Raw genomic sequence first — 26,649 nt, forward strand, 5'->3', positions numbered from 1 at the left:
CCCGACTCCGTGTAGGAAGATGGGCCCGTGCGCGATGCGGCGGTGCTTCTCCTTTCCAAGAGGGAGGCGGTGCCGTTTCCGGCAGCACCCATCGGCTGCGGCACCCTGGGGAGTTTCCCTTTAGACGGCCGCGGCTCGGAGACGTTCTGCGTATTTTCCCAAAGGCATAGCATATTTGCGGGAAAATAAACAATTATTTTAACTTAAGGGTGTGTTCCCGCTGGCATGGTGGTATCGCAAACTCGTTGTAACAGCGCGGTTTTACGGTGGAGCTCGATACCCTGGGTCGCCGTATACTTTGAGGGCCCCTCCGCGCCCCGCTCTCCAGGCATGTTCATTAAAGTGGTTGCTTTCCGTTTGACAAACAAGGTATGTTTTTTTAGCGTGTGTTCCAAAAGAAGTTTGCACCATTCATGCAGGGTGTATGCGCCGATTGAAGTTCGGCACGTCAACTACTCGTAATCAGGAATATTTATGTCGCTGATAGACACCTACGGCAGGCGCATCAATTACCTGCGCCTCTCGGTCACCGACCGCTGCAACCTGCGCTGCAGTTACTGCATGCCGGAAGAAGGCGTGGAGAAGCTCAGTCACTGCGAGATGCTCTCCTACGAGGATCTGCTGCGAATCTCCGCCGAAGCGGTTGCTGCCGGGATAGAGAAAATCCGTGTCACCGGGGGGGAGCCCCTGGTGCGCAAGGGGATCGTCGAATTCCTGGCGCGCCTTGCCGCGTTGCCGGGGCTGAAAGAGCTGGTGCTGACCACCAACGGCCTGCTCCTGAAGGAGATGGCCCAGGGGCTGAAGGATGCCGGGGTGCAGAGGCTCAACGTGAGCCTCGACTCGTTGAAGGCTGAAACCTTCGCCGCCATCACGCGGGGAGGCGACCTCAAACGGGTGCTGGACGGTCTCGATGAGGCGGAACGGGTCGGTTTCCCGCCGCACAAGATCAACGTGGTGGTGATGCGCGGGGTGAATGATGACGAGATCCTCGATTTCGCGGCGCTGACCCTGCAGCGTCCCTATGCGGTGCGCTTCATCGAGTACATGCCCACATGCGGCGACGCGAACTGGCGCGACCTCACGGTCCCTGGTGCCGAAATCAGGGAGCGCATCGCCCGCGAATACACCATCGAGGAGAGCACCAACAGCGATCGCTCCGGTCCGTCCAAGAACTTCAGAATCCAGGGGGCGCCGGGATCGCTGGGTATCATCACCGCCATGACCGGACACTTCTGCGACAGCTGCAATCGGCTGCGGGTGACCGCCTCCGGGGTCGCCAAGGGGTGCCTGTTCTCCGGCACGGGCGTGGACCTGAAACCGGTGCTGGCGACCGGTGACGACGAACTGTTAGGCAAGGAAATACGGCGCATCGTGGCGGCCAAACCGGGGCGGCACGAGGTGACGGACGAAGGTGTGGAAACCAAACCATTCGCCATGTCCCGCGTAGGCGGGTAGGGGCAGAAGGAGAACGCATGACCGGAAAGATCATCGCCGTCAATATCAGCAAGAACAAAGGGGAAAGAAAGACCCCGGTACCAGAAGTGACCCTGCGCGAGGAGCACGGCATCGTCGGCGACGGCCACGCCGGCGACTGGCACCGCCAGGTGAGCCTTCTGGCCCAGGAAAGCATCGCCAAGATGCAGGCGCTCGGGCTGGACGTGAAGGAAGGGGATTTCGCCGAGAACATCACCACCGAAGGGGTGGACCTGGTGAGCCTCCCCATCGGCGCCAAGATCGAACTGGGGGAGACCCTCCTCGAGGTGACCCAGATCGGCAAGGAGTGCCATACCCGCTGCGCCATCTACTACCAGGCGGGCGACTGCGTGATGCCCAAGGAAGGGATCTTCGCCAGGGTGCTGAAGGGCGGGGTGGTAAGGCCGGGGGATAAGGTGGTGGTGTAGGGGGCGGTGGGGGCGGCTGCGGCGGACTGGCGTGCACGCTTTTGGTGGACGACATGGACCCGGTGGACCTGGTGGACGCTGTGGACCTGCAAGAATTTGAAAACTGAACGGCCGCGAGGCGCTTTGCGCTCGCGGCCATTTGTTTCTGCTCAGTGCTCGCAGGGGAGCAGCACTGTGAAGCTGCTCCCGCGCCCGGGCACGCTTTCCACGTCGATGCAGCCGCCGTGCTCCCTGATGATGCCGTAACTCACCGACAACCCCAGCCCGGTGCCGTTGGCCTTGGTGGTGTAGAAGGGGTTGAATACCTGCCTCAGGTTCTCCAACTGGATGCCGACCCCGGTGTCGGAAATCTTCACTTCGTAGTTGTCCCCGCTCCCGACCGGCGCGCTCCTGATGTCGAGCACACCCCCCTCGGGCATCGCCTGCACCGCGTTAAGGATCAGGTTGGTGAACACCTGCCGTAGCTGGTCCTGGTCCCCTTCAACCACGGCCACTTCCTCGGCGTAAAACTCGAACACCTCGATCTTCTCCAGGGAAACCTGGTGCCCGATCTGCCCCACAATTTCGTGCAACAACTCGTTCAGGCGCACCTCGCCCCGCTCCATCTGCTCGCGCCGGGCGAACTTCAACAGGTTGGAGACGATCCGCTCCACCCGCTTCACCTGCTGGAAGATGGTGTCCACTTCTTCCCGGTTGGGCGCGTCCTCGGGGACCGAGAGCTGCAAAAGCTCGGTGTTGCCCCGGATGATGGCCATCGGGTTGTTGATCTCGTGGGCAACGCCCGCTGCCAGCTCCCCGATCGCCGCGAGCTTCTCCACCCGCAACAGCTCCTCGCGCGTCTGCACCAGGAGCCGGTTCTTCTCTTCCAGTTCCGCAGTCCTCAGATGCACCTTCTGCTCCAGGTTCCGGTTCAACTCGATGATGCTGTCCTCGCGCTCGGCGAGCGACTGGCTCATGTCGTTGAAGCGCTCGGCCAGATCGCCAATCTCGTCGCGCGAGTCGATGTTGCTCTTCACGTCCCGCTCGCCCGCCGCCACCCGCCGCGTCAAGAGCTCCAGTTCCTTTATCGGCTGCGCCAGCTTGCGCCCCAGAAAGCCCGACATCGACACCCCGGTCAGCCCGCTCAAAAGGAGCACGAAGCTCAACAGGACCGCCATGTCGGTCTTGACCGCGGAGTAGTGGCTCTCCAGCATCCCCACGTAGAGCGCCCCGATCGGGACCCCCTGCAGCGACAGGATCGGCTCGTAGGCGGTCAGGTACCAGTCGTTGACCACGAAGGCCCGTCCCACCCACTTGGCCCCCTTCAACAGGACGCGGTCGTACACCGGCGCCGAGAGCTTGGTGCCGATGGCGCGGCTGCCGTCGGTATTGGGGACGTTGGTGGCGATCCTGACGTCCCCCTGGAAGATGGTGGAATTGCCCACGTCGCGGCCGTTCAGCTTGGCCCCTTCGTAGACCACGGTCTTGATCTTGTCCACCAGCTTCTTGTTGTTGTTCAGCAGCATGCCGCCGTAGAGGGCGCCCACCACGTTGCCGGCCTGGTCGCGCACCGGGGCGGCAACGAAGAGGAACATGGCGCCGTTGAGCGGGGCGGGCGGGGTGGGGTCGGTGCGGGTTCCGGCCACCTGGACGTGCGCCTGGCGCACCAGTTCCTCCCCCTCCAGGGCGAGCTCGGCCGTCGGGATGATGGTGGTGCCGCTGACCAGTTCCCCCTTGAGCGCGCGTGCCACGAACTGGTTGCGCAGCTTTTCGTCACCGGACTGGCGCGGGTTGTTGGCGCGGAAGATCACCTTGCCGGAGGCGTCCACCGCGGCGAGGATGTCCAGGTGCTCGCTCTTGCGCACCGGCGAGAGGGTGGCCGCCAGGGCGTGCTGGTCGGCGGCCGCGACGGTTTCCGAGGTCCTGCCGAAGGAGGCGGAGAGCTTCACCGCGTCGTAGAGGCGGGTCAACTCGTTCAGGTAGGCCTCGCGCGCCACGGAGAGGTCGTAGCGCACCTTCTCCTGCGCCTGGGCGGCCACCTTGGCGCTCAGGATGAAGACGCCGGCCATCCAGCAGATCAGGATGGCGATGGCCAGCGGGATCAGGGTCGCGACCGTGAGCTTGGTCTTGATGGGGAAGCGGAGCCTTGGGATGTTCATGAGGGGATGGTGATCTCGTATTCGGCGATCTTGCGATCCAGCGTCTTCCTGGAAATGCCCAGGATCTCGGCGGAGCGGCTCTTGTGGTAGCCGGTACCGAGCAGGGTGCGCTCGATGTGCGCCTTCTCCATGTTCTCCAGGGAAACCAACTGCGGCTCGGCGGGCGCCGCCGCCACTTTTTGCTGCCTGCGCCAGATGGGGAGCTCCTTGGGGGTAACCAGCGGCGTGCGGGCCAGGATCACGGCGCGCTCCATGACGTTTTCCAGCTCACGGATGTTGCCGGGCCAGTCGTAGCCGCACAAAAGCTGCAGCGCCTCCGGGGTGACCCCGGTCACCTCCTTTTTCATCTTGAGGCTGTACTTCTTGAGGAAGTGCTGGGCCAGCGGTTCGATGTCGTCCTTTCTCTCGCGCAGCGGGGGGAGCGGGATGTTGATCACGTTCAGGCGGTAGTAGAGGTCCTCGCGGAACCTGCCGGCGCGCACCTCCTCTTCGAGGTCCTTGTTGGTGGCGGCCACGAAGCGGATGTCGGCGCTCTTGCTGCGGGTGGCGCCGACGGGTATGAAGTCGCGCTCCTGGATCACGCGCAAAAGCTTCGCCTGGATGGGGAGGCTCATGTCGCCGATCTCGTCCATGAACAGGGTGCCGCCGTCGGCTTCCTCCAGAAGTCCCTTCTGGTGCGTGATGGCGCCGGTGAAGGCGCCGCGCACGTGCCCGAACAGCTGGCTCTCCAGGAGGGTCTCGGTGAGGGCGGCGCAGTTGATGGAGAGGAAGCGGCGCTCGCGCCGGGGGCTGTTGTAGTGGATGGCCCCGGCGATCAGCTCCTTGCCGGTACCGGATTCACCCAGCACCAGGATGTTGGCCTCACTGGCCGCCACCTGCAGGGTGAGGTCGTAGGTCTCCTGGAAGACTGCGCTTCTGAAGATGATGGCGTCCTGCAGGATCGGCTTCCCCAGCTCGCTCTTGAGCGCCCGGTTCTCCTGCAACAGCTGCTCCTTCTCCAGGGCGTTTTTCAGGACGCTCAGGATCTTCTCCTTGGGGAAGGGCTTGGTGACGTAGTCGTAGGCCCCAAGCTTGATGGCCTCCACCGCGGCGTCGATGGTGCCGAAGGCGGTCATGATGACGATGGGGAGCGAGGGGCGGAGCTGCTTCACCTCCTGCAGCACGCTGATGCCGTCCAGGTCGGGCATCCTGACGTCCTGCAGGATCAGGTCGGCGTCGCCGGGATCCCCCTCGCGCAGGCGGCGCAGAAGCTGCGAGCCGGCGTTGAAGGTCTCCACGGAGTACCCCTGGGTCTGCAACAGCTTCTTCAGGTAGATGAGGATCCCTTCCTCGTCGTCACAGATCAGAATTCGTTCTTGTGTCATTTTGGGGCGTTCCTCGCTTCTTTCCCGCGCCGTTGCTAGAGGTGCCGTCTTGGACAAAATGTCACACATTTTGACAAAACGACACATTTGTTAATTAAAGTTAACGTTACCGAAATTCCCGACAAGCGCTGACAACATTATCATTTCGGAGGTTTACGGTACACAACTATTTTTATAGTAAACGTTTACGCGCTGGCATGGCAATTGCCGTATACGCGGTGCTTATCCGGCGTCGACGACGTTTATCATGGAAAAAGGAGAGATTCAACATGGCAGTTTCACGACGGGAGTTTCTGCAGGGGGGGGCGGCTGCGGCGGCACTGATCCTCTCCGGCAAAAAAGCGGAAGCGGGCGGCGCAGACGCCCCGCAGATGCGCACCAAGGGGCTGAAAAGCTCGACCACCATCTGTCCTTTCTGCGCGGTAGGTTGCGGGCTTGTGGTGCATACCAAGAACGGCAAGATCGTGAACATCGAGGGGGACACCCAGCACCCGATCAACCAGGGCGCGCTCTGCTCGAAAGGTAGCGCGCTGTTCCAGGTGGCCAACAACGAGCGTCGCCTGCAGAAGGTGATGTACCGCGCCCCCGGTAGCGACAAGTTCGAAGAGAAGTCGTGGGACTGGGCCCTGGAGCGCATCGCTCAGAAGATGAAGGACACGCGCGACAAGACCTTCAAGGCCAAAGAGATCAACAAGAAGGACAACAAGGAGTACGTGGTCAACCGCACCGAAGGGATGGCATTCCTCGGCGGCGCCGGTCTCGACAACGAGGAGTGCTACCTCTGGAGCAAGTTCGCCCGCTCCATGGGGGTTGCCAACCTCGAACACCAAGCCCGAATATGACACTCCGCTACAGTCGCCGGTCTGGCGGCTTCGTTTGGACGTGGGGCAATGACCAACCACTGGATCGACCTGAGAAACGCTGACGCGATTCTCGCCATCGGCTGCAACCCGGCCGAGAACCACCCGATTTCCATGAAATGGATCGAGGCGGCCATGGATCAGGGCGGCAAGCTGATCGCCGTCGATCCCCGCTTCACCAGGACCGCCTCGAAGGCGGACCACTACGCGCAGATCCGTCCGGGCACCGACATCGCCTTCCTGGGCGGCATGATCAACTACGCCCTCCAGAACAACATGATTCACGAGGAGTACGTCCGCGAGTACACCAACGCGGCCTTCATCGTGAACGAGAAATACGACTTCAACGAGGGGATCTTCTGCTCCTTCGACGACCAGGAGAAGACCTACGACCCGAAGGCCTGGGCCTACGCGGTCGACGGCGCCGGCAACCCCAAGCGCGACCACAGCCTTAAGGACCCGCGCTGCGTGTTCCAGCTCCTGAAAAAGCACTACTCCCGCTACACCGTGGACATGGTCTGCTCCATCACCGGCACCAAGAAGGAAGACTACATCGCCGTCGCCAAGGCCTTCTGCTCCACCGGCCGCGCCGACAAGGCGGGTACCATCCTTTACGCGATGGGTATCACCCAGTCCACCCACGGCACCCAGAACGTCCGTGCCACCGCCATGCTGCAGATGCTCCTTGGCAACATCGGCATCGCCGGCGGCGGCGTCAACGCGCTGCGCGGCGAGTCCAACGTCCAGGGTTCCTCCGACTACGGCCTGCTGTTCCACCTGCTGCCGGGCTACCTGAAGTCTCCGGAATTCGACAACGTCGACCTCAAGGCCTACCTCGAGAAGTGGACCCCGAAGACCAAGGACGCGAAGAGCGCCAACTGGTGGGGCAACACCCCGAAGTACACCGTGAGCCTCCTGAAAGCCTGGTACGGCGACAACGCCACCAAGGAAAACGGTTTCTGCTACGACTACCTCCCCAAGAGAAGCGGCAACTACTCCTTCATGAAGCTGATGGAGAAGATGGGCAAGGGCGAGCTGCAGGGTCTCATCTGCATGGGGCAGAACCCGGCCGTGGGCGGCCCGGATTCGCTGAAGACCCGCGAGGCTCTTGGCAAACTCGACTGGCTCGTCACCGTCGACCTCTGGGAGACCGAGACCTCCATCTTCTGGAAGCGCCCCGGCGTCAACCCGAAGGACATCAAGACCGAGGTCTTCATGCTGCCGGCAGCCTCTTCCGTCGAGAAGGAAGGCTCCATCTCCAACTCCGGCCGCTGGGCCCAGTGGCGCTACAAGGCCGCCGAGCCGGTCGGTGACGCGAAGAGCGACCTCTGGATCATCAACCAGTTCGCCAAGCGGATGAAGAAGGCCTATGAGAAAGGCGGTGCCTTCCCCGAGCCGATCACCAAGCTCTCCTGGAACTACGGGCAGGGCGAAGAGCCGGAAGTGCACATGGTGGCCAAGGAGATCAACGGCTACTTCACCAAGGACATGACCATCGTCGACAAGGACAAGACCCTGGAGTTCAAGGCAGGCGACCAGGTCCCGATGTTCAAGTACCTCCAGGACGACGGTTCCACCGTCTCCGGCTGCTGGATCTACTGCGGCTCCTACACCAAGGACGGCAACCAGATGGCACGTCGCGACCTGGCCGACCCGACCGGTCTGGGCATGTACCCGAAGTGGTCCTGGTGCTGGCCGGTGAACCGCCGCATCATCTACAACCGCGCTTCGGTCAACCCCGACGGCGTGCCGTTCAACCCCAAGCGCGTCGTCATCACCTGGGACGCCCTGGAGAAGAAATGGAAGGGCGACGTGCCCGACGGTCCCTGGCCGCCGATGAACGACGCCAAGGAAGGGAAGTACCCCTTCATCATGATCCCGGAAGGTCACGGTCGCCTCTACGCACTAGACATGAAGGACGGTCCGTTCCCCGAGCACTACGAGCCGGTGGAGAGCCCGGCCAAGAACCTCATGTCCAAGACCCAGACCAACCCGGCGGTGAAGATTCCGGCCAACATGTCGAGCGACACGGCCAAGTTCCCGTTCGTCGGCACCACCTACAGGATGACCGAGCACTGGCAGGCAGGCGCCATGACCCGTTCGCTCCCCTGGCTGGTGGAACTGGTCCCGACCATGTTCGTGGAGATCTCCCAGACGCTTGCCCGCGCCAAAGGGATCAGCAACGGCGACATGGTCAAGGTAACCACCGAGCGTGGTTCCATCGAGGCGAAAGCACTGGTCACCTCCAGGCTGAAGCCGTTCAACGTGCAGGGGAAAGAGATAGAGCAGGTGGGTCTCCCCTGGCACTTCGGTTATGCAGGTATGGCTACCGGCGACTCCGGCAACGTCCTTACGCCGTCGGTCGGTTGCGCGAACACAAGCATCCCCGAGTTCAAGGCATTCCTCTGCAACATCGAGAAAGGGGGTAAACGCGCATGAGCAGCGAGAACCAAGACTTCAACAAAAGCAAGGCATTTTTGATCGACATGACCAAGTGCACCGGCTGCCGCGGCTGCCAGGTCGCCTGCAAGCAGTGGAACCAGCTGGGCGCCGAGAAGACGGAGTTCTTCACCGGCGAAGGCTACCAGAACCCGCCGCTCATGTCGGAATACACCTTCACCCGCATCAAGTTCCGGGACTACGAGAAGAACGGGCAGAACGAGTTCGCCTTCTACAAAGAGATGTGCATGCACTGCAACGAGCCGGCCTGCGCATCGGTCTGCCCGGTAGGCGCCTTCAAGAAGACCAAGGAAGGCCCGGTCACCTATGACGCGGAACGCTGCATCGGCTGCCGTTTCTGCATGGTCGCCTGCCCGTTCGGGGTGCCCAAGTACGAGTGGAGCAAGGCGCTGCCGCTGGTGAGAAAGTGCACCGGCTGCTACTCCAGGGTGAAGGAAGGGCTGAAGCCGGCCTGCGCCACCACCTGCGTCTCCGCCATCACCTACGGCAACCGCGAGGAGATGATCAAGGAAGCCAACAAGAGGATCGCGGCACGTCCCGAGAAGTACCTGAAGAAGCTCTACGGCTCGGAAGAGGCGGGCGGCACCTCGGTCATCTACCTGACCGCGCTCCCCTTCGACGAACTCGGCTTCAAGCCGGTCACCAAGCGTCCGCTCCCGTCCTACACCTGGCAGGCGCTGCGCCTGGTCCCGGGCATCTTCCTCACCGTCGGCAGCTCGCTGTCGCTGCTTTCCTGGTTCAACCACAGGAAGGAAAGGATCGCCAAGGAAGAGGAGCAGAGAAAATCCGGTGCAACGCCGAAGGAGGAGAGCTAGATGACCGCTGCAAAGATAATCGTTAACGAAATCAAGGGCTACCACCGCTTCGTCAAGTTCCTGATCGTCCTGGTGTCCCTCGGCGCACTCGCCTCCCTGGCCCGCTTCGTGTTCGGCCTGGGCGTCACCACCAACCTGAACGACACCTTCCCGTGGGGTCTCTGGATCTCCTTCGACGTCGTCACCGCCGTACCGCTCGCGGCGGGCGCCTTCACCCTCGGGGCGATCGTGCACTGCTTCCACATCAAGAAGCTCGAGCCGCTGGTGCGTCCGGCCATCGTGACCGGCTTCCTCGGTTACTCCCTGGTCTGCGTCGGTCTGCTGCTCGACCTCGGCCAGCCGCAGCGCTGCTGGCACACCATGGTGTACTGGAACCCGCACTCCCCGATGTTCGAGGTTTCCATGTGCATCGCCGCCTACACCACGGTGCTCTTCCTCGAGTTCCTGTCGCCGGTGTGCGAGAAGTTCGGCTACCACGTACCGCTGCGCCTTCTGCGCACCATCGAGATGCCGCTGGTCGTTGCGGCCGCCTCCATCTCGACGCTGCACCAGTCGTCGCTGGGCACCTTCTTCCTGATCGCCGTCGACAAGCTGCACAGCCTCTGGTACAACCCGCTGCTGCCGCTTCTGTTCTGGCTCTCCGCCATGTGCGCCGGTATCTCCATCATCATCGTGGAGGCCACCATGAGCCACAAGTACATGGGGCAGCCGGACGAGAGCGAACTGCTCGAGACCCTGGCCAAGATCCTTCCCTGGGTCATCACCGTGTACCTGACCGTGAAGGTGTTCTCCCTCGTGGCACTCACCCAGGGGCCGCTCTTCAACCGTCCCGGCCTGCTGGTGCTCTTCGTCGTCGAGGTCGCGGTAGGGGGCCTGCTGCCGCTGGTCATGCTCATGAACGGCAACGTGCGTGAGAACAACCGTCTGCGCGCCACCGCCGCCTGGCTCGTGATCGCGGGGGTCATCCTGAACCGCTTCAACGTCTCCATGTTCGGCATGGAGGCTCCGGGAACCTTCTACTACCCCTCCTTCCTGGAGTCCGTGGTAACCATCGGCATCATCGCCGCCCACATCCTGTTCTTCGTGCTGATCGCGAAGTACTTCCCGATTTTCGAACACCACCCGGAGACCGTCGACTACTCGATCCCGGACCACTTCCACAAGACCGAGAAAGGCCACGCACACGGTGCCGCCAAGGCCTAGGGAAGTTGCAGCAACCGTTTGAATCTTACGTAGCAACAGCTTAGAAGTACGAGGAAACCCTCCGTAGTCCCCTCTCCCGCTCACGGCGGGGGAGGGGCAGGGCGGGGGACGACAAGAGGCTCATGCCAGATCAGATTCAAGGAGTCCGCAGGTGGCAACCATTTACAGTTTCAAGAAGGGCGTCATGGAGCAGGTGGAAGGCGGGGTGGTCAACGAGTACCCCCTGCAGCTGGTGGTGAACGGGCGCGAGATGGCCACCCTGATCGCTTCGCCGCACGACCTGCGTTTCCTGGTGGCCGGTTTCCTGCGCCTGCAGGGCTTCGTGTCCAAGGTCGACGACTTCCTGGCGCTGGCCATCTGCCAGGACTTCGGCGCCGCCAGCGTCACCATCCGCGGTGAGCTTCCCGAGCGCCTGAAGCCGGTGCTCACCTCCGGCTGCGGCACCGGGATCAGCTTCAACATGCCCAAGCCGGTCCAGAAGTCCAGTCCCACCCGGGTGCACGCGCCCGAAACCATCTTCGCCCTGATGCACCAGCTGGCGCAAAAGTGCGAAGGGTACCAAAACCACGGCGGGATGCACTCCGCGGGCGTGGGGAGCGACACGCTGCTCCTGCATGCCGAGGACATCGGCCGCCACAATACCATTGACAGAATCGCCGGCGAGGCCCTGTTGAAGGGGATCTCGCTGGCTGGAACCATACTAGTCACCTCGGGGCGCGTCTCCACCGAACTGGTCGCCAAGGCGTCGCTCCTGGGGATCGAACTGATCGCCTCGCGCACCTCGCCCACCGACATGGCGGTGAAGATGGCCGAGGAGGCCGGCATCACCCTGGTCGGTTACGTGCGTGCCGACAGCTTCAAGGTGTACACCCACGCCGGCGCGATCGGTGCGACCGGTCCCGAGAAGATCGCCGGGGTCACCGGCGTCATCCTCGCCGGCGGTGCCTCCAGTCGCATGGGGAGCAACAAGGCGCTCCTGCCGCACAAGGGGGGACGCTTCATCGAGAGCATCTACCGGGAACTCTCCGAGATCTTCCCCGAGGTGATCCTGGTGACCAACACCCCGGAGCAGTACCAGTTTCTTCCCTGCCGCAAGGTGGCCGACCTCTACCCGGGCATGGGGGCGCTTGCTGGAATCCATGCCGGGCTCGCCCAGGCCAACACTCCGAGCGTCTTCACCGTCGCCTGCGACATGCCGCACCTCGATCCGGCCCTGATCAGGCACATCGCCGGGCGTCGGGGCGGCTGCGATCTGGTGCTCCCCAGGAGCGAGCACGGCTACGAGCCGCTGCACGCCCTGTACAACAAGAGCGCGCTGGCCGCCATGGAAGAATGCCTCGAGCAGGGGAAACGGCGCATCGTCTCCATCCTGCCGCAGTTGAAGGTGAACGAGATATCGGCCGGCGAGGTGGCCGGCTTCGACCCGGGGTTCGACTCCTTCAGCAACATCAATACCCCGCAGGAATACTACGAGTTGAGAAACGGCGACAAGGTGAGGGCGGGCATCGAGAACCTTCCAGCCGCAGAGAAAGCACACAAAGCGCAGGCCTAGCCCAGGGTTGGCCTGAACCAAGAGGCGTCAACGCAACAGCTCCCCGGCGCGGGAGTTCAAAGGAGAAGGTAAATGTTTGGATTCGGTATGCCGGAAATGATCATCGTGCTCGTGATAGCCCTCGTGGTTGTCGGCCCCGCCAAGCTTCCCCAACTGGGGCAGGCCCTGGGGAGCAGCATCAAGAACTTCAAGAAAGCTTCCGCAGGCGAGGACGTGGTCCAGCTGAACGAGGAGAAAAAGGCCTAGCTTCAGCTAGACGCTTCAATACTTTCAAGGCCCTGGGCTCGCCCGGGGCTTTTTTTTTAACGAAAGTTCTCAAGGAAGTGACCTCGTCTGCCGATCTAAACGATAACCGGTAACAAAAGCCGGTTCTGCGGGGTCGGTGGCTGATTGCCGCCGTGTCGTGACAAGGAGACGGGATAATGTTGACGCAGTGGCATGATGACATGGCGACAGGGAGCCAGGCGGTGGACAAGCAGCACAAAGAGTTGCTGCGCCGTGTCGACGACCTGCTCAAGGGGGCCAAGAGCAGGAAAGGCGCCGAAGAGATCGGCAGGTTGATGTGGTTTTTGAAGAAGTACGTGAGGTGGCACTTCCGGGACGAGGAGAAGCTGATGCTCGAGGCCGGCTATCCCGGCTACCATTCTCATAAGACGCAGCACGAAATTTTTTTCCGCGAGGTGTTGCGCCTTGAATCGCTGCACGCCGAGCAGGGGGACAACACCCTGATGATCGTGGCCGTGATCACCGCCATGTGCGAGTGGCTTCGTTCCCACTTCAACAAACTGGACAAGGAATTCATCGACTTTTTGAAGGACACCGGCCATAACGGGAACGGGAACGGTGCCCACCGCGAGAGCCCAGAGGGGGACGGCGAGCAGTAACCGCGGATAGCGGGGACCGCAGCGGCTTCAAGTAAAAAGGGGAGCACCGATAAATCGGGCTCCCCTTTCTCGTGAAACTGCCAAATGCATTCTCCCCCTGGGAGAGGGTCCGAAGGCCGGGTGAGGGCGCCGCTCGCTGCAACCATACCCTCACCCCGCCCTCTCCCAGGGGGAGAGGGATAACTACGATCCGTGAGAGAGACCTGCTACGAGCGGTGCACCGCCAGCGGGCCCCAGGCCTGGTGCACCGACATCACCTCGACGCTGTTGATGTTGACCCGTGCCGGGACCGAGGTCACCCAGGCCACGATGTCGGCGATGTCCTCAGCCCGCAGCGGTTCGGTGCCGGTGTAGACCCGCTGCGCCTTTTCGTCCTCCCCCTTGAAGCGGACCTTGGAAAACTCGGTTTCAGCCATGCCCGGTTCGATGTTGGTGACCCGAACCGCGGTCCCCAGGAGGTCGGCGCGCAGGTTCCTGGAGAACTGCTGCACGAAGGCCTTGCTGGCGCCGTACACGTTACCGCCGGGGTAGGGCCAGCTTCCCGCAACGGAGCCGATGTTGACGACGTGGCCGCGGTTTCTGGCCACCATCCCGGGGAGGATGGCGCGGGTGCAGTACATCACCCCCTTCACGTTGGTGTCCACCATGGTTTCCCAGTCCTGCAGCGACGCCTGGTGCGCCGGTTCCAGTCCGAGGGCGAGCCCGGCGTTATTGACCAGCAGGTCGATCTCGGCGAAATCCTGGGGCAGACCGACGCAGGCGGCGGCCACGGCTTCGCCGTCACGGACGTCCAGCGTCAGCGTGTGCACCTTTGTTTTTGCGGCAAGTTCCTCGGCGAGCGCCTGCAACTTGTCCGCTCGACGGGCGCTGAGGACCAGCTTCCAGCCGTGCTCCGCCAGCGCCCGAGCGCAAGCGGCGCCAAATCCCGACGATGCTCCGGTAATAAAGGCACACTTTTCCATCCTGAAATCCTCCTGATAACAAATGGGGGCTGTTTGGGGCGCTATCTTAATGGAGATCGCCTCGCAACACAAGCCGCCGCTCGCGTATCTCGTTGCCGCGCGCGCCCCCCGTCGCCGGCAGGCCCGCTACCAGTCCCCTCTTGTCTCACTGATCCCACTGATCCCACCCCAGCCAGCAGCACGAAGTCGTGCACCCATTTCCCATGAAAAACCCTCGATACTTCGTTGCTGCCCCTCGACAATCGGGTAAAGTATTCAAGTTGTTTCGCAGGAGGGCTACAATATCTAATGAGCCCTAAAGGGCAGAGCGAGCGGGAGGTGCACGCCATGCGCAAAATCTCTCATAGCTGTGAAGTACACGCTGCGCTTGATACCGTCTGGAAGCTTCTCATTGAAAAGATGGAACAGCCCCATTCCTACCTGCCGGGTGTGACGCAGTCGCGTACCCTGCAGCACTACGGCAACGGGCTGCTGCGTGAAATAAGGGGGGAGGGGATCCTCATCATGGAGAAGGTCGTTCTCGACAAAGTGCACGGAGAGGTGCGCTACTTCCTCCTGGAGCACCCGCTCTTTACCGGCCGCGTCGTCAACCGCGTGGTGCCCTCCTCGGTGCAAAGCCCGGTGGCCCCGCAACTGTTGACCATAGAGGTCGACTGGGTGCCCAAGGACGACCGGGCCGAGCGGATGATCCGCAGCGACCTGCCTGAGCAAATCCAAAGAGAGGTGATCAGCTTGAAAGAGAAAGCGGAAGCACTTGAAGCCCAGGAGGCCAAGCCCCTGGCCACACCGTACGCCTTCGGCATCACCATGGCGCTCCCGTTCGCCGACGCGCTGCCCAAGGTGCACCAGGAACTGCAGCGGGAAGGGTTCGGGGTTCTTTTTGAGATTGACGTGAAGCAGAAGTTCAAGGAGAAGCTCGACAAGGAGTTCCGAAACTATCACATCCTCGGCGCCTGCAGCCCGGGTCTCGCCTACCAGGCCTTTGGCGCCGAGATCAACATCGGCACGCTGCTCCCCTGCAACGTCGCGGTCTACTCGGTGAGCGAATCCCGCACCGTGGTCATGGTCATGGACCCCGTGGCCGGACTGGCCCTGGTTGGCAACAGCCAGCTCAACGATCTCTCCTACACGGTGAAGCAGAGCCTGCAGCGGGTCATGGCGGGACTGCACCCGTTCTCGGCGTGACGCCATGGTGCGGCTGAAGCGGATATACGACGAGCCGGCGGCTTCGGACGGCCTGCGCATCCTGGTGGACCGGCTTTGGCCCCGGGGGCTCTCCAAGGAGAAGGCGCGCCTGGACCGCTGGGAGAAGGAGCTCGCCCCCTCGGACGAGTTGCGCCGCTGGTTCGGACACGAACCTGAGAAATGGCGGGAGTTCCGGGATCGGTACCGCCAAGAGTTGGCGGGTCAGGAGTCGCTGCTCAAGGAGCTTGCCGGGGTCGCTGCGCGCGGCACGCTGACCCTGCTCTATGCCGCGAGGGACGAGGAGCACAACAATGCAGTCGTACTGAAGGAAATCCTGGAGCACTCCAGCATCGGCTGATCAGGGGGACAGGCACCTGCGGGGCCAGTTCCCTGCCGCGGCAAGGGCCGCGGTTTTAGGAGGCTAAGATGGGAGACAATCTGGCTAGAAAGATATTGAAGGAACACCTGGTGGAAGGGGAACTGGTCCCGGGGCGGGAGATCGCCATCCGGATCGACCAGACCCTCTTGCAGGACGCCACCGGCACCATGGCGATGCTTGAATTCATGGCCACCGGCATCCCCAGGGTCAAGGTGGGGCTGGCGGCGCAGTACGTCGACCACAACCTGCTGCAGACCGACAACAAGAACGCGGACGACCACGCCTTCCTGGCCACGGCGGCGCAGAAGTTCGGGGTTTACCTCTCCAAGCCGGGCAACGGCGTCTCGCACCAGGTGCACCTGGAGCGTTTCGGTGTCCCCGGCACCACGCTCCTTGGGGCAGACTCGCACACCCCCACCGCTGCCGGGATGGGACAGCTCGCCATCGGAGCGGGGGGGCTGGACGTGGCGCTTGCCATGGCGGGGTATCCCTTTCATCTCACGTGCCCCAAGATCTTCGGGGTCAAGCTGACCGGGAGGTTGCAACCCTGGGTGTCGGGGAAGGACGTTATCCTGGAACTGCTCAGGCGCCACACCGTAAAGGGGGGGGTAGGGAAGATCATGGAGTACTACGGCCCCGGCGTCGCCACCCTTTCGGCCACCGACCGAGCCACCATCGGCAACATGGGGGCGGAACTGGGCGCGACCTCGACGGTATTCCAAAGCGACGAGAACACGCGGGCCTTTTTGGAAGCTCAGGGGCGCGGCGAGGTCTGGCGCGAACTGTTGCCTGATGCCGATGCTACCTACGACGAGTACGACGAGATCGACCTCTCCCAGGTGGTGCCGCTGATCGCCTGCCCGTCGTCGCCGGACAACGTGGTGCCGGTTGCCGAGATCGAGGGGCTCAAGGTGGACCAGGTCATCGTGGGAAGTTCGGTCAACTCCTCCTTCCGCGACCTGATGACCGTCTGCCGCGTCCTGGACGGGCGCCGCATCGCCCCCGGGCTTTCCTTCCACATCAACCCCGGCAGCCGGCAGGTGCTCGAGAACGTGGTGGCACACGGCGGTTTCATGATGCTGCTGCTGGCGGGGGGGCAGGTGCACCAGCCGGGTTGTCTCGGCTGCATCGGCATGGGGCAGGCCCCCGGCACCAACCAGGTCTCGCTGCGGACTTTCCCGCGCAATTTCCCGGGACGCAGCGGCACCAAGGAGGACCGGGTCTACCTCTGCTCCCCGGAAACCGCCGCCGCGGCCGGCGTCTTCGGCGTGGTCACCGATCCGCGCAAGCTCTCGGAGCTGCTCCCCTGGCCGGACGTGAAGAACCCCGATCGCTACCTGGTGGACGACTCGGGCATCCAGCCTCCCCCCGAAGACGGCGGCTTGGTGGAGATCGTCACCGGGCCAAATATCGTCCCGTTCCCCGAATTCCCAGCGCTGCCGGACCAGCTCGACGTCGAGGTGATCATCAAGGTCGGGGACAACATCTCCACCGACACCATCATGCCGGCGGGAAACAAGGTGCTCCCGTTCCGTAGCAACATTCCGGCCATCAGCAAGTTCGTCTTTGAGCAGGCGGACCCGGAGTTCGCGGAGCGTGCGGCCGAGAAGGGGGACGGCGCCGTGGTGGGGGGCGAGAACTACGGCCAGGGGTCGTCGCGCGAGCATGCCGCGCTGGCGCCGCGCTACCTCGGCATCAGGGTGAAGATCGCCAAGAGCTTCGCCAGGATCCACCGCTCCAACCTGATCAACTTCGGCATCCTCCCCCTGGTCTTCAAGGACCCCGCCGACTACGATCGCATCAAACAGGGGGACCGTATCACCATCCCGCGCCTGCGGGAGTTGACCCAGAGCGGCGCCACCGAAATCCCCATCCAGGTCGGCGGCGCCCAGATCGTGACCCTGTTGCACGCATCTGAGCGCGAGCGCCGCGAACTGGTGGCGGGGGGGCTGCTCAATTCGGTAAAGGAGGAGAACCATGGCTGATACTCTGAGAGAGTTGCTCTCCGATGAGGAACTGCTCGGCTTCTACGAGCAGATGGTACTCTGCCGCGAGTTCGAGGAGAGCTGCGCCGAGCAGTACTCCAAGGGGCACATCACCGGCTTCCTGCACCTGTATTCCGGACAGGAGGCGGTCGCGGTGGGGTGCACGGCCGCGCTGCAGCCAAAGGACTACATCCTATCCGCCTACCGCGACCACGCCCAGGCCATCGTGCGCGGCGCCGACCCCAAGAAGGTGATGGCGGAACTGTTCGGCAAGGGGACCGGGCTTTGCAAGGGGAAGGGGGGCTCCATGCACCTCTTCGCGCCGCAGTTCAACTTCATGGGTGGCTACGCCATTGTCGGCGGCCAGTTTCCCATCGCCACCGGGCTCGCCTGGGCGAGCCAACTGCTCGAGGAGGACCGCGTCACGGCCTGTTTCTTCGGCGACGGGTCCATGAACCAGGGGACCTTCCACGAGTCGTTGAACTGGTCCCGTCTTTGGGACCTCCCGGTTCTGTTCCTCTGCGAGAACAACTTCTACGGCATCGGTACCGAGGTGCACCGGGCCTCCGCCCAGGCGGCGCTGCACCGGCGCACCTGCGGCTACGACATACCCAGCGAGAAGGTGGACGGCATGGACGTGATCGCCATGTACCAGGCCACCAAGCGTGCCGCCGAGTGGGTCAGGGAGCGGCAGCGCCCGTACTTCATCGAGGCCGTCACCTACCGCTTCCGCGGACATTCCATGTCCGACCCCGCCAAGTACCGCAGTTCCTCCGAGACCGATGTCTGGAAAAGCCGCGACCCGATCGTCAACCTGTCGCGCCGGCTCCTGGAAGAGGGGATCGCTACCAAAGAGCGGCTCGACGAGATCACCAAACGCTGCCTGACCAGGGTCGAGGAAAGCGTCCGCTTTGCCGAGGAGTCCCCCTGGCCCGAGGACGCCGAGGTCTGGGAGGATATCTATGTCTGAAACGACCTATTGGTGATAACTAATTTTCAACCCGTTTCAGGATGTGTCAAAAATGTAGTTTAAGTGTTGAAATAACTTGGTAAAAACGGATTTCGGTGCTAGAGTGTCTTTCATGCCAAATCAGGGCAAACCACCCGCTATCGGGATAAAAAAGGTTGCTTTGAGGTTGCTTGAAGAATGGAGCAACCTTACCCGGCAGGAGGATACCGATGAAGTTCACCGACATGATGATCAGGAATCTGAAGCCGAAGGAAAAAAAGTTTTACCTCAGGGAGGGAAATGGTTTCGCCATCTGCGTCTATCCTTCAGGAGTGAAGAGCTGGATGTTCATTTACTCTATCGACGGCATGAGACGCTACATCTCCTTGGGCAACTACCCTGGTGTCTCCTTGGGCGATGCCAAGAGCAAGTACCATAAGATGTGGGAGGTCTGGAAAAACGGGAAGGACCCCGGGGCAAAGCCGATTAGGGAGGTTGTGCCCACGGTCAAGACGCTGGTCGAGGAATACCTCACCAAGCACGCCAAGCCGAAGAAGCGATCCTGGAAGACGGACGAGCGGCTGCTGAGGAAGGAGCTGCTACCGCTTTGGGGAAAATTGAAAGTCAACGACGTTCGGAAGAGGGACGTGATTCTGCTCTTGGAAGGGGTGGTCGAGCGAGGCGCGCCTGCCACCTCCAATGTCCTATTGATGGTCAGCCGCAAGATGTTCAACTTCGCCGTGGAGCGTGACATCCTGGACGCCCGTGACAACCCCTTCCTGGGAGTAAGGCCGCTAAGCGCCATCGTCCGCAGGGACCGGACCCTTTCAGTTACAGAGATCAAAACCTTTTGGGACAAGCTGGAGTCACTGCCAATCGAGGACAAGACCAGGCGGGTGCTGAAGCTGATCCTGGTCACCGGGCAGCGCCCAGGGGAAATTTCCGGGATGCACGCCCGCGAGATCGACGGCGACTGGTGGACCATTCCATCGGAACGCTCTAAAAACAAGAAGGCACACCGGGTCTTTCTGACGCCGCTAGCCAAGAGCCTGATCGGCAACTCCACCGGCTACATCTTTCCGGGCCGTAACGACGCCGAAAAGCCGATAGGGCGCATCACGGCCACCAATGCCGTGAAAACCCACTGTGAAGAGGGAACTTTCGGGATTCCCCCCTTCACCCCGCACGACCTCAGACGCACGGTCGCCACTCACATGCCCCGTATCGGGGTCCTGCGCGAGCATCGGGAGGCCGTCCTGAACCACACCATGCCGACCGTCGAAGGGACCTACGACCTTTACTCCTACGATAAGGAAAAACAGCGTGCTTTAGAGCGGTGGTCCCGGGAGCTGGAGCGGATCGTTACCGGTGAAAGTGGAAAGGTAATTTCAATAGGCACCTCCCTTATGCCATGAACGGAAGAGTCCCGGCCTCAGCGTGCGATAGTGCCCTGTTCATAGTACTTTACTTTATAACAAGGATGATATATTTTTATGGGGTTCCGGCTATTTTTTTACAACGTAGAAGTCGAGGCCGAGCTTGACGCCTGGCCTGTTGGCTTGCGTGCTCGATTTCGAGCATTGACCGTACGGATGGAACAATATGGGCCAAATCTTGGCATGCCACACACCCGGGCCCTGGGCAACGGACTCTTCGAGATCCGCGCCAAGGCGGAAGAGGGAATCGGAAGGGCTTTTTTCTGCACCATGGTCGGGCGGAAGATCGTTATTCTTCACAGTTTCATCAAAAAGACGGACAAGACGCCCAAACGGCAACTCGAGATAGCCCTTACCAGGCTGAAGGAGGTGATAACTCATGAGCTATAAACCGGTGGCGTACCACCCCGAGAAAAAACTCGAAAAAGAGCTTCAAAGCCCTGATTTCAAAAAGGCGTTGGACGCTCTGGACGATGAATTTGCCGCACTGGATGCGCTGCTATCGGCACGAAAACAGGCGGGACTGACCCAAGAGCAGGTTGCGGCCAAGATGGGTGTTTCACAGCCATCCCTGGCGAGGGTTGAAGCATCGCTGGGATCTCGTCGCCATTCTCCCTCACTGGAGATGCTTCGCAAGTACGCTGCCGCAGTTAATTGTAAGCTTGAGATAAAACTGGTGCCGAAGCATTCCTAACGGCTCGGCCGGTGACCCGGCGCAGGTTTATCGCGACCGGGTCCACTGGCCTTGTTAGGCATTCATTTCTGTTTTTAAACTTTCAAGGACAGACCCTTGCGAGGTCGTGACCCGATTGTTACCTTTCCTCAAAAGCGCTCGAGCAGCTGATGAATTAGTTTAGAATCTCTGTCTGGAACGTTGTCACTCCACTCAGGGTGCTGCTCTAGTATTGAGTATGCCATCATCCCAGCGTAGTAATTTACCAGGTACAATGTATTCGCTATATATTTTCGATTTCTGGAATTATCGCAACCGTATTCTGAATCATCAAATGTAAGAGAAAGGCCGTAAACACCTGTGTGAACATGGTTTGACATCACCTTGTATAGTGCATCAATCAGTTTGTAATTATCTGTGTAATTTTTTGTGATATCTACCCTGTTAATGTACGTACTGGATTTGCCATTGATCATATCATTTTGTTGTTTTTTGCTAAGGTTCTGAAAAAATGGGTGACTAAAAATAGCTTTTTGATGTTTATCTAATTTTAACTTGTTCGACTCCAGTCTCTCTGAGTCAATTTCCATTTTCACGCCTACCTTATGATGTTCTTGGTGGCCGTGATAAATGGAACACATCAGTCTAAACTCCCGCTCAACTCCAGTAATCTTGTCTAGGTGTAAATAATAAAAAAGGTTGAAGATTTCAATAAGATTACGACCTAGTGATGCTATGGTGGCGACATCCGCTGATGTTTTTGCGCGAGGTTTATCATCTTCAGGGAGTAATCTATACAGTGAGAAAGCTGTCAATACAAACTTACAATAAAGAGTGGCTGTAGAGTCAAATTCCTTCTTCTTCATTCGGTCGGTAAGGTAATCAGACACTAGTCCCATCCGGTACAAAATGTAACCCAATACATCCCGTTCATGGACGTAATCAAACTCTTTGGCCATTCCACACCAGTACGATAGTTTCTTTAGAGTTGCTTTGAGTTTCAATGTGCAAAATTTCCCTATAGGCCAACGGCGCATGGCTTTGACCGGCGGTTTTGGCCGGTCCTAAGCCTTGGTTGGGACACTCACTTCATGTGTGACAGTGTTTAGGCGCGATACCGTATATTGTTAGACAGTTACCAATAAGAATTGAGGAATTTTGCCCATGGTTTATTATCCTCTGAGCCTGTCGCATGCAGCATCTGAACAAAACGCTTGAAGTCAACCAGTTCGAACCGGTTTAAAAGAGAAAGGTCCTCTGCCTTCAGAGCAGCTTCACTGGCCTCCCTTGAGAAATGATCTGCGGTCGAGACTAAAATTGCCTGTTGGCTACTGTTGAGCATGACTGCGCCGAGGAACTCCCGTACTGTGGATACGGCTTCCACGTGAGATGGTGTCTCGCGGCGTTTAACTTGTACCAGTGTTGGTTCATCTGCCGCCACAAGAATTAGGTCAACTCCTCCGTCGTGAGACTGTCCACAGTGGATAACTTCTGTTGAATAGAATTGAGAAAAAACATGGGCAACTAACTCTTCCATTTTCTTTGGCGCGATTCGATACAGAATGTCTTTTCTCTTGTTGACTTCTTGTAATAGAACATTCAATGGAAGCTGTTTGTCCGACGCGTCGAAGCGCCTTACTATGCCATTCAGAAAGAATCCTTTAGAGACCACCTCGTCCATACAGCCGCCAGGACTACTAAATTCTTGTTTCAACTGCCACCAACCGCAGTTCGGACACTCTTGCACAATTGTCTCTACCCCAAGGCCACCGGGAGGTCGGTAATATGGTTGTGACAGTGAAGCGTGGCAGAAAATGCATTTATCTACTAGTTGGGTCTTGAAGAACTCTATATTGGCGTGGGACTGGGCATCTGGACCACAGCCGTCCTCGACAACGACGTAGGGTGCATTGACTCGTCGATTTTCTGCAAAGTCCAAGATTATGCCAGAGTCCATATATTTCTCGTCGTCCAACTACTTATTAGGCAGTTACACAAAGCATCTCATTTGGGATGCCGGCATCTTATATGGGATATAAGCATCCTGGTGAGGATGCATTATTTGCATCTTGTTCAGGATGCATTTACCTGCCAAGCTATCTGGTCTCGTCGAGGATCCTGCACTCCAAATCCGTGCCGCGAATGGCGCCGTAACGAACCTGCCAGACCTTATCCATCGCATTCCATCTGCCACCTGCGGCTTTCAGCTTGGCCCGAAGGGCTTGTTCGGAATACCCAACCATCACCTTCACCATCTCCTCCTCACGGAAACGGGCAGGGGGGCGCCACGGCTTTTCCTCCACGACGATTTCCACCGTTTTCAGCCTGACGCCGCGCTCCTCGTCGTAACGATACCGGACGTAGAGCAGCGCAGCGCCGTACTTTTCCACCAGACGTTTGGTTCCTCTCTGCCCGGGCTTGAGATTCAGGCGCGATTTCATACCTCCCCCTGGCGGGCGCAGCATAGCATGTAAGGTTAATGAATAACAATAAGAATCTGTTCCTGCGGCGCCTATTGGAAAGTCTTCGTTTTTTGTTAGAATGCGCCAATGCCGTATGGGTCTTTGGAGTAAACTCTACCAGCTTTTGGAGCGGGGGCGGGAGGTCTGGCGATGATATCGGTATCACCGGGGATGGCTGCAGGGCAGGCCGGCGGGTATTTCTCCCGGGAGGACTACTACCTGCGGGGCACCGAGAACGAGGGGGCGAGCCACTGGTATGGGCGGGGGGCGAAGGCGCTGGGACTCGACGGCCCGGTCGGGGAAGAGGAATTCCGGGCGCTCTGCCGAGGGGAGGATCCGGAGGGGAACCGGATCGTCGCTCCCAAGCTGACCCGAGACCCGGAGAGCGGTTTCATTATTGAGACCCGCCGCGCCGGCAACGACTGCACCTTTTCCGCCCCCAAGTCGGTCTCCATCGCCTATGCAGCAGGTATCGACCAAGTCAGGGAGGCGCACGACGCGGCGGTGGAGTCGGTCCTCTCGCACATGGAGGAGCACTACTGCCATTTCCGCAGCTCCGAGGGGATCAGGTGCGGCGAGATGGTTGCGGCCAAGTTCGACCACGCCACCTCCCGCAACGTCGACCCGCAACTGCACTCTCACGTCTTCGTGGTGAACGCGGTGCACGTCGGGGACGGGATCTTCCGAGCGAACGAGCCCAGGGCCATCTTCCAGGACCAGAAGTCGCTGGGGCTCTTGTACCGGCAGGCGCTCGCCCGTGAGCTTTCGGAGCGGGGCTTCGAGGTGGAGGTCCGGGACCGCGCGCAGATGTTCATCGAGCTGAAGGGGATCGACCCACTCCTGGTCGAGCACTTCTCCTCCCGGCGCCAGGCCATCGAGGAGCAGGTGGAGCTCTGGAGGTCGGAGGGGAGGTTTGCCGAGGTTCCTCACGCCCGGCTCTACGAGATGGCGGCGCTGGAAAGCCGGGACTCGAAGCGCAGCATCAGCAGGGAGGAGGTGACCCGGATCTTCGAGCAGGGTTTCGAGGAGTGCGGCACCTCTTTTCTTCAGGTCAGGCGGGATCTGGAATGGGGCAGGGAGGTTCCGGTCTCCCACACTGCTCCTGAAGCCTCACATGTGGTGGAGCTGGCGGTCCGGGATCTGACCGAGCGCGAGGCCGTGCTGGACCGGGCGCGTCTTCTGGACCAGACGGTGCTCATCTCCGGGGGGGAGCACTCGCTTTCGGAGCTGAACCTCGCCATCGACGGCGGGACGGACGGGGTGCTACGGCTCGGGCGGGACACGAGAGGACGGGAATTCTACACCACCCGGGAGATGCTGGCGCTCGAGTCCCGGAACCTGGAGCGGATCAGGGAATTTCCTCCCTTTCAGAGTGTCGCGCGGGTCCCGGAGGTCGAGGCGTACCTGGAGCTTTGGCAGGAGGAAAGGGGCGTCCGGCTGACGGCCGGACAGATAGCCGAGGTTCACCTGGAACTGACCGGGAGCCGGAGCGTCGCACTCACCATCGGGGACCCCGGGACCGCCAAGACCTCGACCCTTGAGATCGTCGAGCGGTTCAACGAGGAGGTATTACGTCCCGAGGGGAGGGAGCATCTTTCTGTCAACCTCTCCTATACCGGAAAGGCGGCCCGGGAGTTGTCCTTTGCCACCGGGAGGCCCGCCCTCACCCTCGAAAGTTTTGAAAATGCAAATCCGGCTTCCAAATTTGCCCTACAGAGGGCGAACGGCGAGCCGCCCATGCTAGTGGTCGCGGGTGAAAAAATCCTCATCCCAGAGGGGCGGGAGACCCAGGTGGTGCTCCGGGTGGACGAGGCGGGCTTTCTGGGAGCGAGGCAGGCGGAGCGTCTGCTCGACGTGGCCGATGAGCTGCGGCAAAGGGGCATTCGGGTAAAGCTTCATCTTTTGGGAGACTCGAAGCAGATGCAGGGGATCCAGGCGGGGGACCTGCTGCGCCAGGTGCGGGAGCTGGGTCTCAAAGAGGAGGTCGACTACGCGCACCTGACCGAGATCCTCAGGCAGCGGGACCCCGGGCTTTTGGAAATCGCGAAGGGGCTGAACCGGGAGGATCGCGAGCTTGCCGTGAACGCCCGGGAGGCGCTCCACTCTCTTGAGAGGCGCCAGGAGGTGCAGGAAATAGCCGACCCCTTGGAGCTGCGCCGGGCCGCCGTGGAGCACTACCTGGAGGAGAGTCGGAAGCTGTCGCGCATGCCCGAGCGGGCGGCGGCGGGGGAGACGCAGCAGGTGCTCCTCGTCACCACGACCAACGAGGCGCGCAGGGATCTGAACCGTGATATTCGCAAGGCACGCGTCGCGGGACGCGAGATCGAGGAAGGGAGGAGCTTTCCGGTACTCACACCGGTGCGCCAGGGTCTCACCGTCGAAGGGTACCAGCTCGGGGACACGCTGCACTTTTCCGGCGAGCGGACCGAGGACGGGAGGACCGTCGCCTGGGGAGCTCGGCTGCACGCCGAGGGAAAGGTGGTCGGACTCGACCGGGAGCGTAACCGGGTGCGGGTCGATTTGTCCTTCGAGACCCTGGACCGGCAACGGCGCAAGGTGGTCCGCGAGGTGGTGAAGGATTTTTCCGCGGCCGAGCTACCGGGGAGGACCACCCTTCTGCGGGAGGAGGAGCGCAACTTTTCCGTTGGCGACCGGATCGTCACGCTGAAAAACTACCGGGGTCTGGGGGTGCAAAACGGCTCGCTCGGGGTGGTGCGGGAGATCGATGCCACGGGGCGGATGCGGGTCGATCTGGAGGGGCGCGAGGTGACGCTCGACCTGAAGACCTACCGGCACGTTGATCACGCCTACGCCCTCACCATCCAGAAAAGTCAGGGGGCGACCGTGGAGCACTCCATCCTGTACGCGCCGGTGCAACGAAAGAAAGGGATGGACCTGGAACCGGGACACGAGCTCGGGGAAACCTATGGGCGTATGAGCTACAACGCGCTCAACGTCGCCGTCACCCGGGCACGATTCGCGGCCCGCGTCTTTACCAATTCCATTGAGGAGCTCGGGAGGTCGGTGGAGTTAGTCGACCGCAAGAGCTCGACGCTCGACAAGACGAGAGAACCGGTGCGGCAGATCACGCGCGCGCAGCAAAGGGAGATCACCGAACCCGCGCACGATCTGCACAGGAGCATCCGTGATCTTGAGCGGGTCATGCTGAAGCGTGGGGACGGTGTGCGCCGGGCTCCGTCACTCGAGCATGTCGTCCCGCTGGTGCGTGCTCCTGGGCTGAGGATTCCGGAGCAGGTGCTGCAGGTCCGGGTGGTGCAGAAGGTGGTGGAGCGGCAGTTGGAGTTGAAGCTCCCGAAGCTTCCCGGCATGGGGATAAAGATGTAGGCGCTGGGACGTTCGGGCGCAGTTGCGGCGTGCTTTACCTTGGTGCAGGCAGCGGTCAGGCGGGCCTCGCTTCGCTCGGCTGATTTTCCTTTCACA

22 protein-coding genes and 1 riboswitch are annotated in these 26,649 nt (G+C 60.9%); of the genes, 16 read left to right on the plus strand and 6 right to left on the minus strand.

Going from position 1 to position 26,649, the window contains the following annotated elements; translation table 11 throughout:
* Nucleotides 1-31: 31 nt before the first annotated feature.
* Nucleotides 32-153, minus strand: a riboswitch (molybdenum cofactor riboswitch).
* A 321-nt stretch (nt 154-474) separates the two neighbouring features.
* Together moaA and KOL99_RS12435 are read left to right on the plus strand one after the other, a co-directional pair.
* Nucleotides 475-1,455 (plus strand): GTP 3',8-cyclase MoaA, encoded by a 981-nt coding sequence (moaA, locus tag KOL99_RS12430; RefSeq protein WP_216510778.1) that lies wholly within the window; start codon nt 475-477, stop codon nt 1,453-1,455.
* 17 nt (nt 1,456-1,472) lie between these two features.
* Nucleotides 1,473-1,901: an MOSC domain-containing protein gene (locus KOL99_RS12435; RefSeq protein WP_216510779.1), complete on the plus strand. Its 429-nt coding sequence runs from the start codon at nt 1,473-1,475 to the stop codon at nt 1,899-1,901.
* A 149-nt stretch (nt 1,902-2,050) separates the two neighbouring features.
* Here KOL99_RS12435 and KOL99_RS12440 read toward each other — a convergent pair whose 3' ends face one another.
* Together KOL99_RS12440 and KOL99_RS12445 are read right to left on the minus strand one after the other, a co-directional pair.
* Complete coding sequence (locus KOL99_RS12440) at nt 2,051-4,039, minus strand: cache domain-containing protein (RefSeq protein WP_216510780.1); 1,989 nt, start codon at nt 4,037-4,039, stop codon at nt 2,051-2,053.
* On the minus strand, nt 4,036-5,403 hold the full coding sequence (locus KOL99_RS12445) for a sigma-54-dependent transcriptional regulator (RefSeq protein ID WP_216510781.1): 1,368 nt from the start codon (nt 5,401-5,403) through the stop codon (nt 4,036-4,038). The genes KOL99_RS12440 and KOL99_RS12445 overlap by 4 nt, the downstream gene beginning before the upstream one ends.
* Before the next feature lie 269 nt (nt 5,404-5,672).
* Here KOL99_RS12445 and fdnG point away from each other — a divergent pair, with 269 nt between their 5' ends.
* The 6 genes from fdnG to KOL99_RS12475 all read left to right on the plus strand — a co-directional run bounded on the left by fdnG (nt 5,673) and on the right by KOL99_RS12475 (nt 13,177).
* A complete protein-coding gene (gene fdnG / locus KOL99_RS12450) occupies nt 5,673-8,702 on the plus strand; it encodes a formate dehydrogenase-N subunit alpha (RefSeq protein ID WP_216510782.1) in 3,030 nt (1,009 codons plus the stop codon).
* A complete protein-coding gene (locus KOL99_RS12455) occupies nt 8,699-9,538 on the plus strand; it encodes a 4Fe-4S dicluster domain-containing protein (RefSeq protein ID WP_216498883.1) in 840 nt (279 codons plus the stop codon). Before fdnG ends, KOL99_RS12455 begins: the two co-directional genes overlap by 4 nt.
* Nucleotides 9,539-10,741, plus strand: coding sequence for an NrfD/PsrC family molybdoenzyme membrane anchor subunit (gene nrfD / locus KOL99_RS12460; protein ID WP_216510783.1), 1,203 nt, complete (start codon nt 9,539-9,541; stop codon nt 10,739-10,741).
* A 151-nt stretch (nt 10,742-10,892) separates the two neighbouring features.
* Nucleotides 10,893-12,293 (plus strand): formate dehydrogenase accessory sulfurtransferase FdhD, encoded by a 1,401-nt coding sequence (fdhD, locus tag KOL99_RS12465; RefSeq protein ID WP_216510784.1) that lies wholly within the window; start codon nt 10,893-10,895, stop codon nt 12,291-12,293.
* 72 nt (nt 12,294-12,365) lie between these two features.
* Nucleotides 12,366-12,539 carry a twin-arginine translocase TatA/TatE family subunit gene (tatA, locus tag KOL99_RS12470; RefSeq protein WP_129126225.1) on the plus strand — a complete coding sequence of 58 codons (174 nt, stop codon included), beginning with the start codon at nt 12,366-12,368 and terminating at the stop codon, nt 12,537-12,539.
* Nucleotides 12,540-12,715: 176 nt separating this feature from the next.
* Complete coding sequence (locus KOL99_RS12475; RefSeq protein ID WP_216510785.1) at nt 12,716-13,177, plus strand: bacteriohemerythrin; 462 nt, start codon at nt 12,716-12,718, stop codon at nt 13,175-13,177.
* 206 nt (nt 13,178-13,383) lie between these two features.
* Here KOL99_RS12475 and KOL99_RS12480 read toward each other — a convergent pair whose 3' ends face one another.
* Nucleotides 13,384-14,139 carry an SDR family oxidoreductase gene (locus KOL99_RS12480; protein WP_216510786.1) on the minus strand — a complete coding sequence of 252 codons (756 nt, stop codon included), beginning with the start codon at nt 14,137-14,139 and terminating at the stop codon, nt 13,384-13,386.
* Between the two features lie 288 nt (nt 14,140-14,427).
* Between KOL99_RS12480 and KOL99_RS12485 the strand changes: the two genes are divergently transcribed.
* The 7 genes from KOL99_RS12485 to KOL99_RS12515 all read left to right on the plus strand — a co-directional run bounded on the left by KOL99_RS12485 (nt 14,428) and on the right by KOL99_RS12515 (nt 20,767).
* Nucleotides 14,428-15,324, plus strand: coding sequence for a DUF302 domain-containing protein (locus KOL99_RS12485; protein WP_236026077.1), 897 nt, complete (start codon nt 14,428-14,430; stop codon nt 15,322-15,324).
* A gap of 4 nt (nt 15,325-15,328) precedes the next feature.
* Entirely contained in the window at nt 15,329-15,682 is a 354-nt protein-coding gene (locus KOL99_RS12490) for a DUF488 domain-containing protein (RefSeq protein WP_216510787.1), read from the plus strand.
* Between the two features lie 68 nt (nt 15,683-15,750).
* A complete protein-coding gene (locus tag KOL99_RS12495) occupies nt 15,751-17,688 on the plus strand; it encodes an aconitate hydratase (protein ID WP_216510788.1) in 1,938 nt (645 codons plus the stop codon).
* On the plus strand, nt 17,681-18,658 hold the full coding sequence (gene pdhA / locus KOL99_RS12500) for a pyruvate dehydrogenase (acetyl-transferring) E1 component subunit alpha (protein ID WP_216510789.1): 978 nt from the start codon (nt 17,681-17,683) through the stop codon (nt 18,656-18,658). Before KOL99_RS12495 ends, pdhA begins: the two co-directional genes overlap by 8 nt.
* Before the next feature lie 209 nt (nt 18,659-18,867).
* Nucleotides 18,868-20,052 (plus strand): tyrosine-type recombinase/integrase, encoded by a 1,185-nt coding sequence (locus KOL99_RS12505; protein WP_216510790.1) that lies wholly within the window; start codon nt 18,868-18,870, stop codon nt 20,050-20,052.
* A 177-nt stretch (nt 20,053-20,229) separates the two neighbouring features.
* On the plus strand, nt 20,230-20,463 hold the full coding sequence (locus tag KOL99_RS12510) for a type II toxin-antitoxin system RelE/ParE family toxin (RefSeq protein WP_236026198.1): 234 nt from the start codon (nt 20,230-20,232) through the stop codon (nt 20,461-20,463).
* Nucleotides 20,453-20,767, plus strand: a complete 315-nt coding sequence (locus KOL99_RS12515; protein ID WP_216510792.1) for a helix-turn-helix domain-containing protein — start codon at nt 20,453-20,455, stop codon at nt 20,765-20,767. Before KOL99_RS12510 ends, KOL99_RS12515 begins: the two co-directional genes overlap by 11 nt.
* 128 nt (nt 20,768-20,895) lie before the next feature.
* Here the strand turns inward: KOL99_RS12515 and KOL99_RS12520 are convergent, their stop codons facing one another.
* The 3 genes from KOL99_RS12520 to KOL99_RS12530 all read right to left on the minus strand — a co-directional run bounded on the left by KOL99_RS12520 (nt 20,896) and on the right by KOL99_RS12530 (nt 23,187).
* Nucleotides 20,896-21,750 carry a hypothetical protein gene (locus tag KOL99_RS12520; RefSeq protein ID WP_216510793.1) on the minus strand — a complete coding sequence of 285 codons (855 nt, stop codon included), beginning with the start codon at nt 21,748-21,750 and terminating at the stop codon, nt 20,896-20,898.
* 131 nt (nt 21,751-21,881) lie between these two features.
* Nucleotides 21,882-22,703 (minus strand): restriction endonuclease, encoded by an 822-nt coding sequence (locus KOL99_RS12525; protein ID WP_216510794.1) that lies wholly within the window; start codon nt 22,701-22,703, stop codon nt 21,882-21,884.
* A 139-nt stretch (nt 22,704-22,842) separates the two neighbouring features.
* A complete protein-coding gene (locus tag KOL99_RS12530) occupies nt 22,843-23,187 on the minus strand; it encodes a hypothetical protein (protein WP_216510795.1) in 345 nt (114 codons plus the stop codon).
* A 171-nt stretch (nt 23,188-23,358) separates the two neighbouring features.
* Between KOL99_RS12530 and mobF the strand changes: the two genes are divergently transcribed.
* Nucleotides 23,359-26,553, plus strand: coding sequence for a MobF family relaxase (gene mobF / locus KOL99_RS12535; protein ID WP_216510796.1), 3,195 nt, complete (start codon nt 23,359-23,361; stop codon nt 26,551-26,553).
* Nucleotides 26,554-26,649 lie beyond the last annotated feature (96 nt).

This window comes from Geomonas azotofigens (genome assembly GCF_018919395.1).
Classification (GTDB): domain Bacteria; phylum Desulfobacterota; class Desulfuromonadia; order Geobacterales; family Geobacteraceae; genus Geomonas; species Geomonas azotofigens.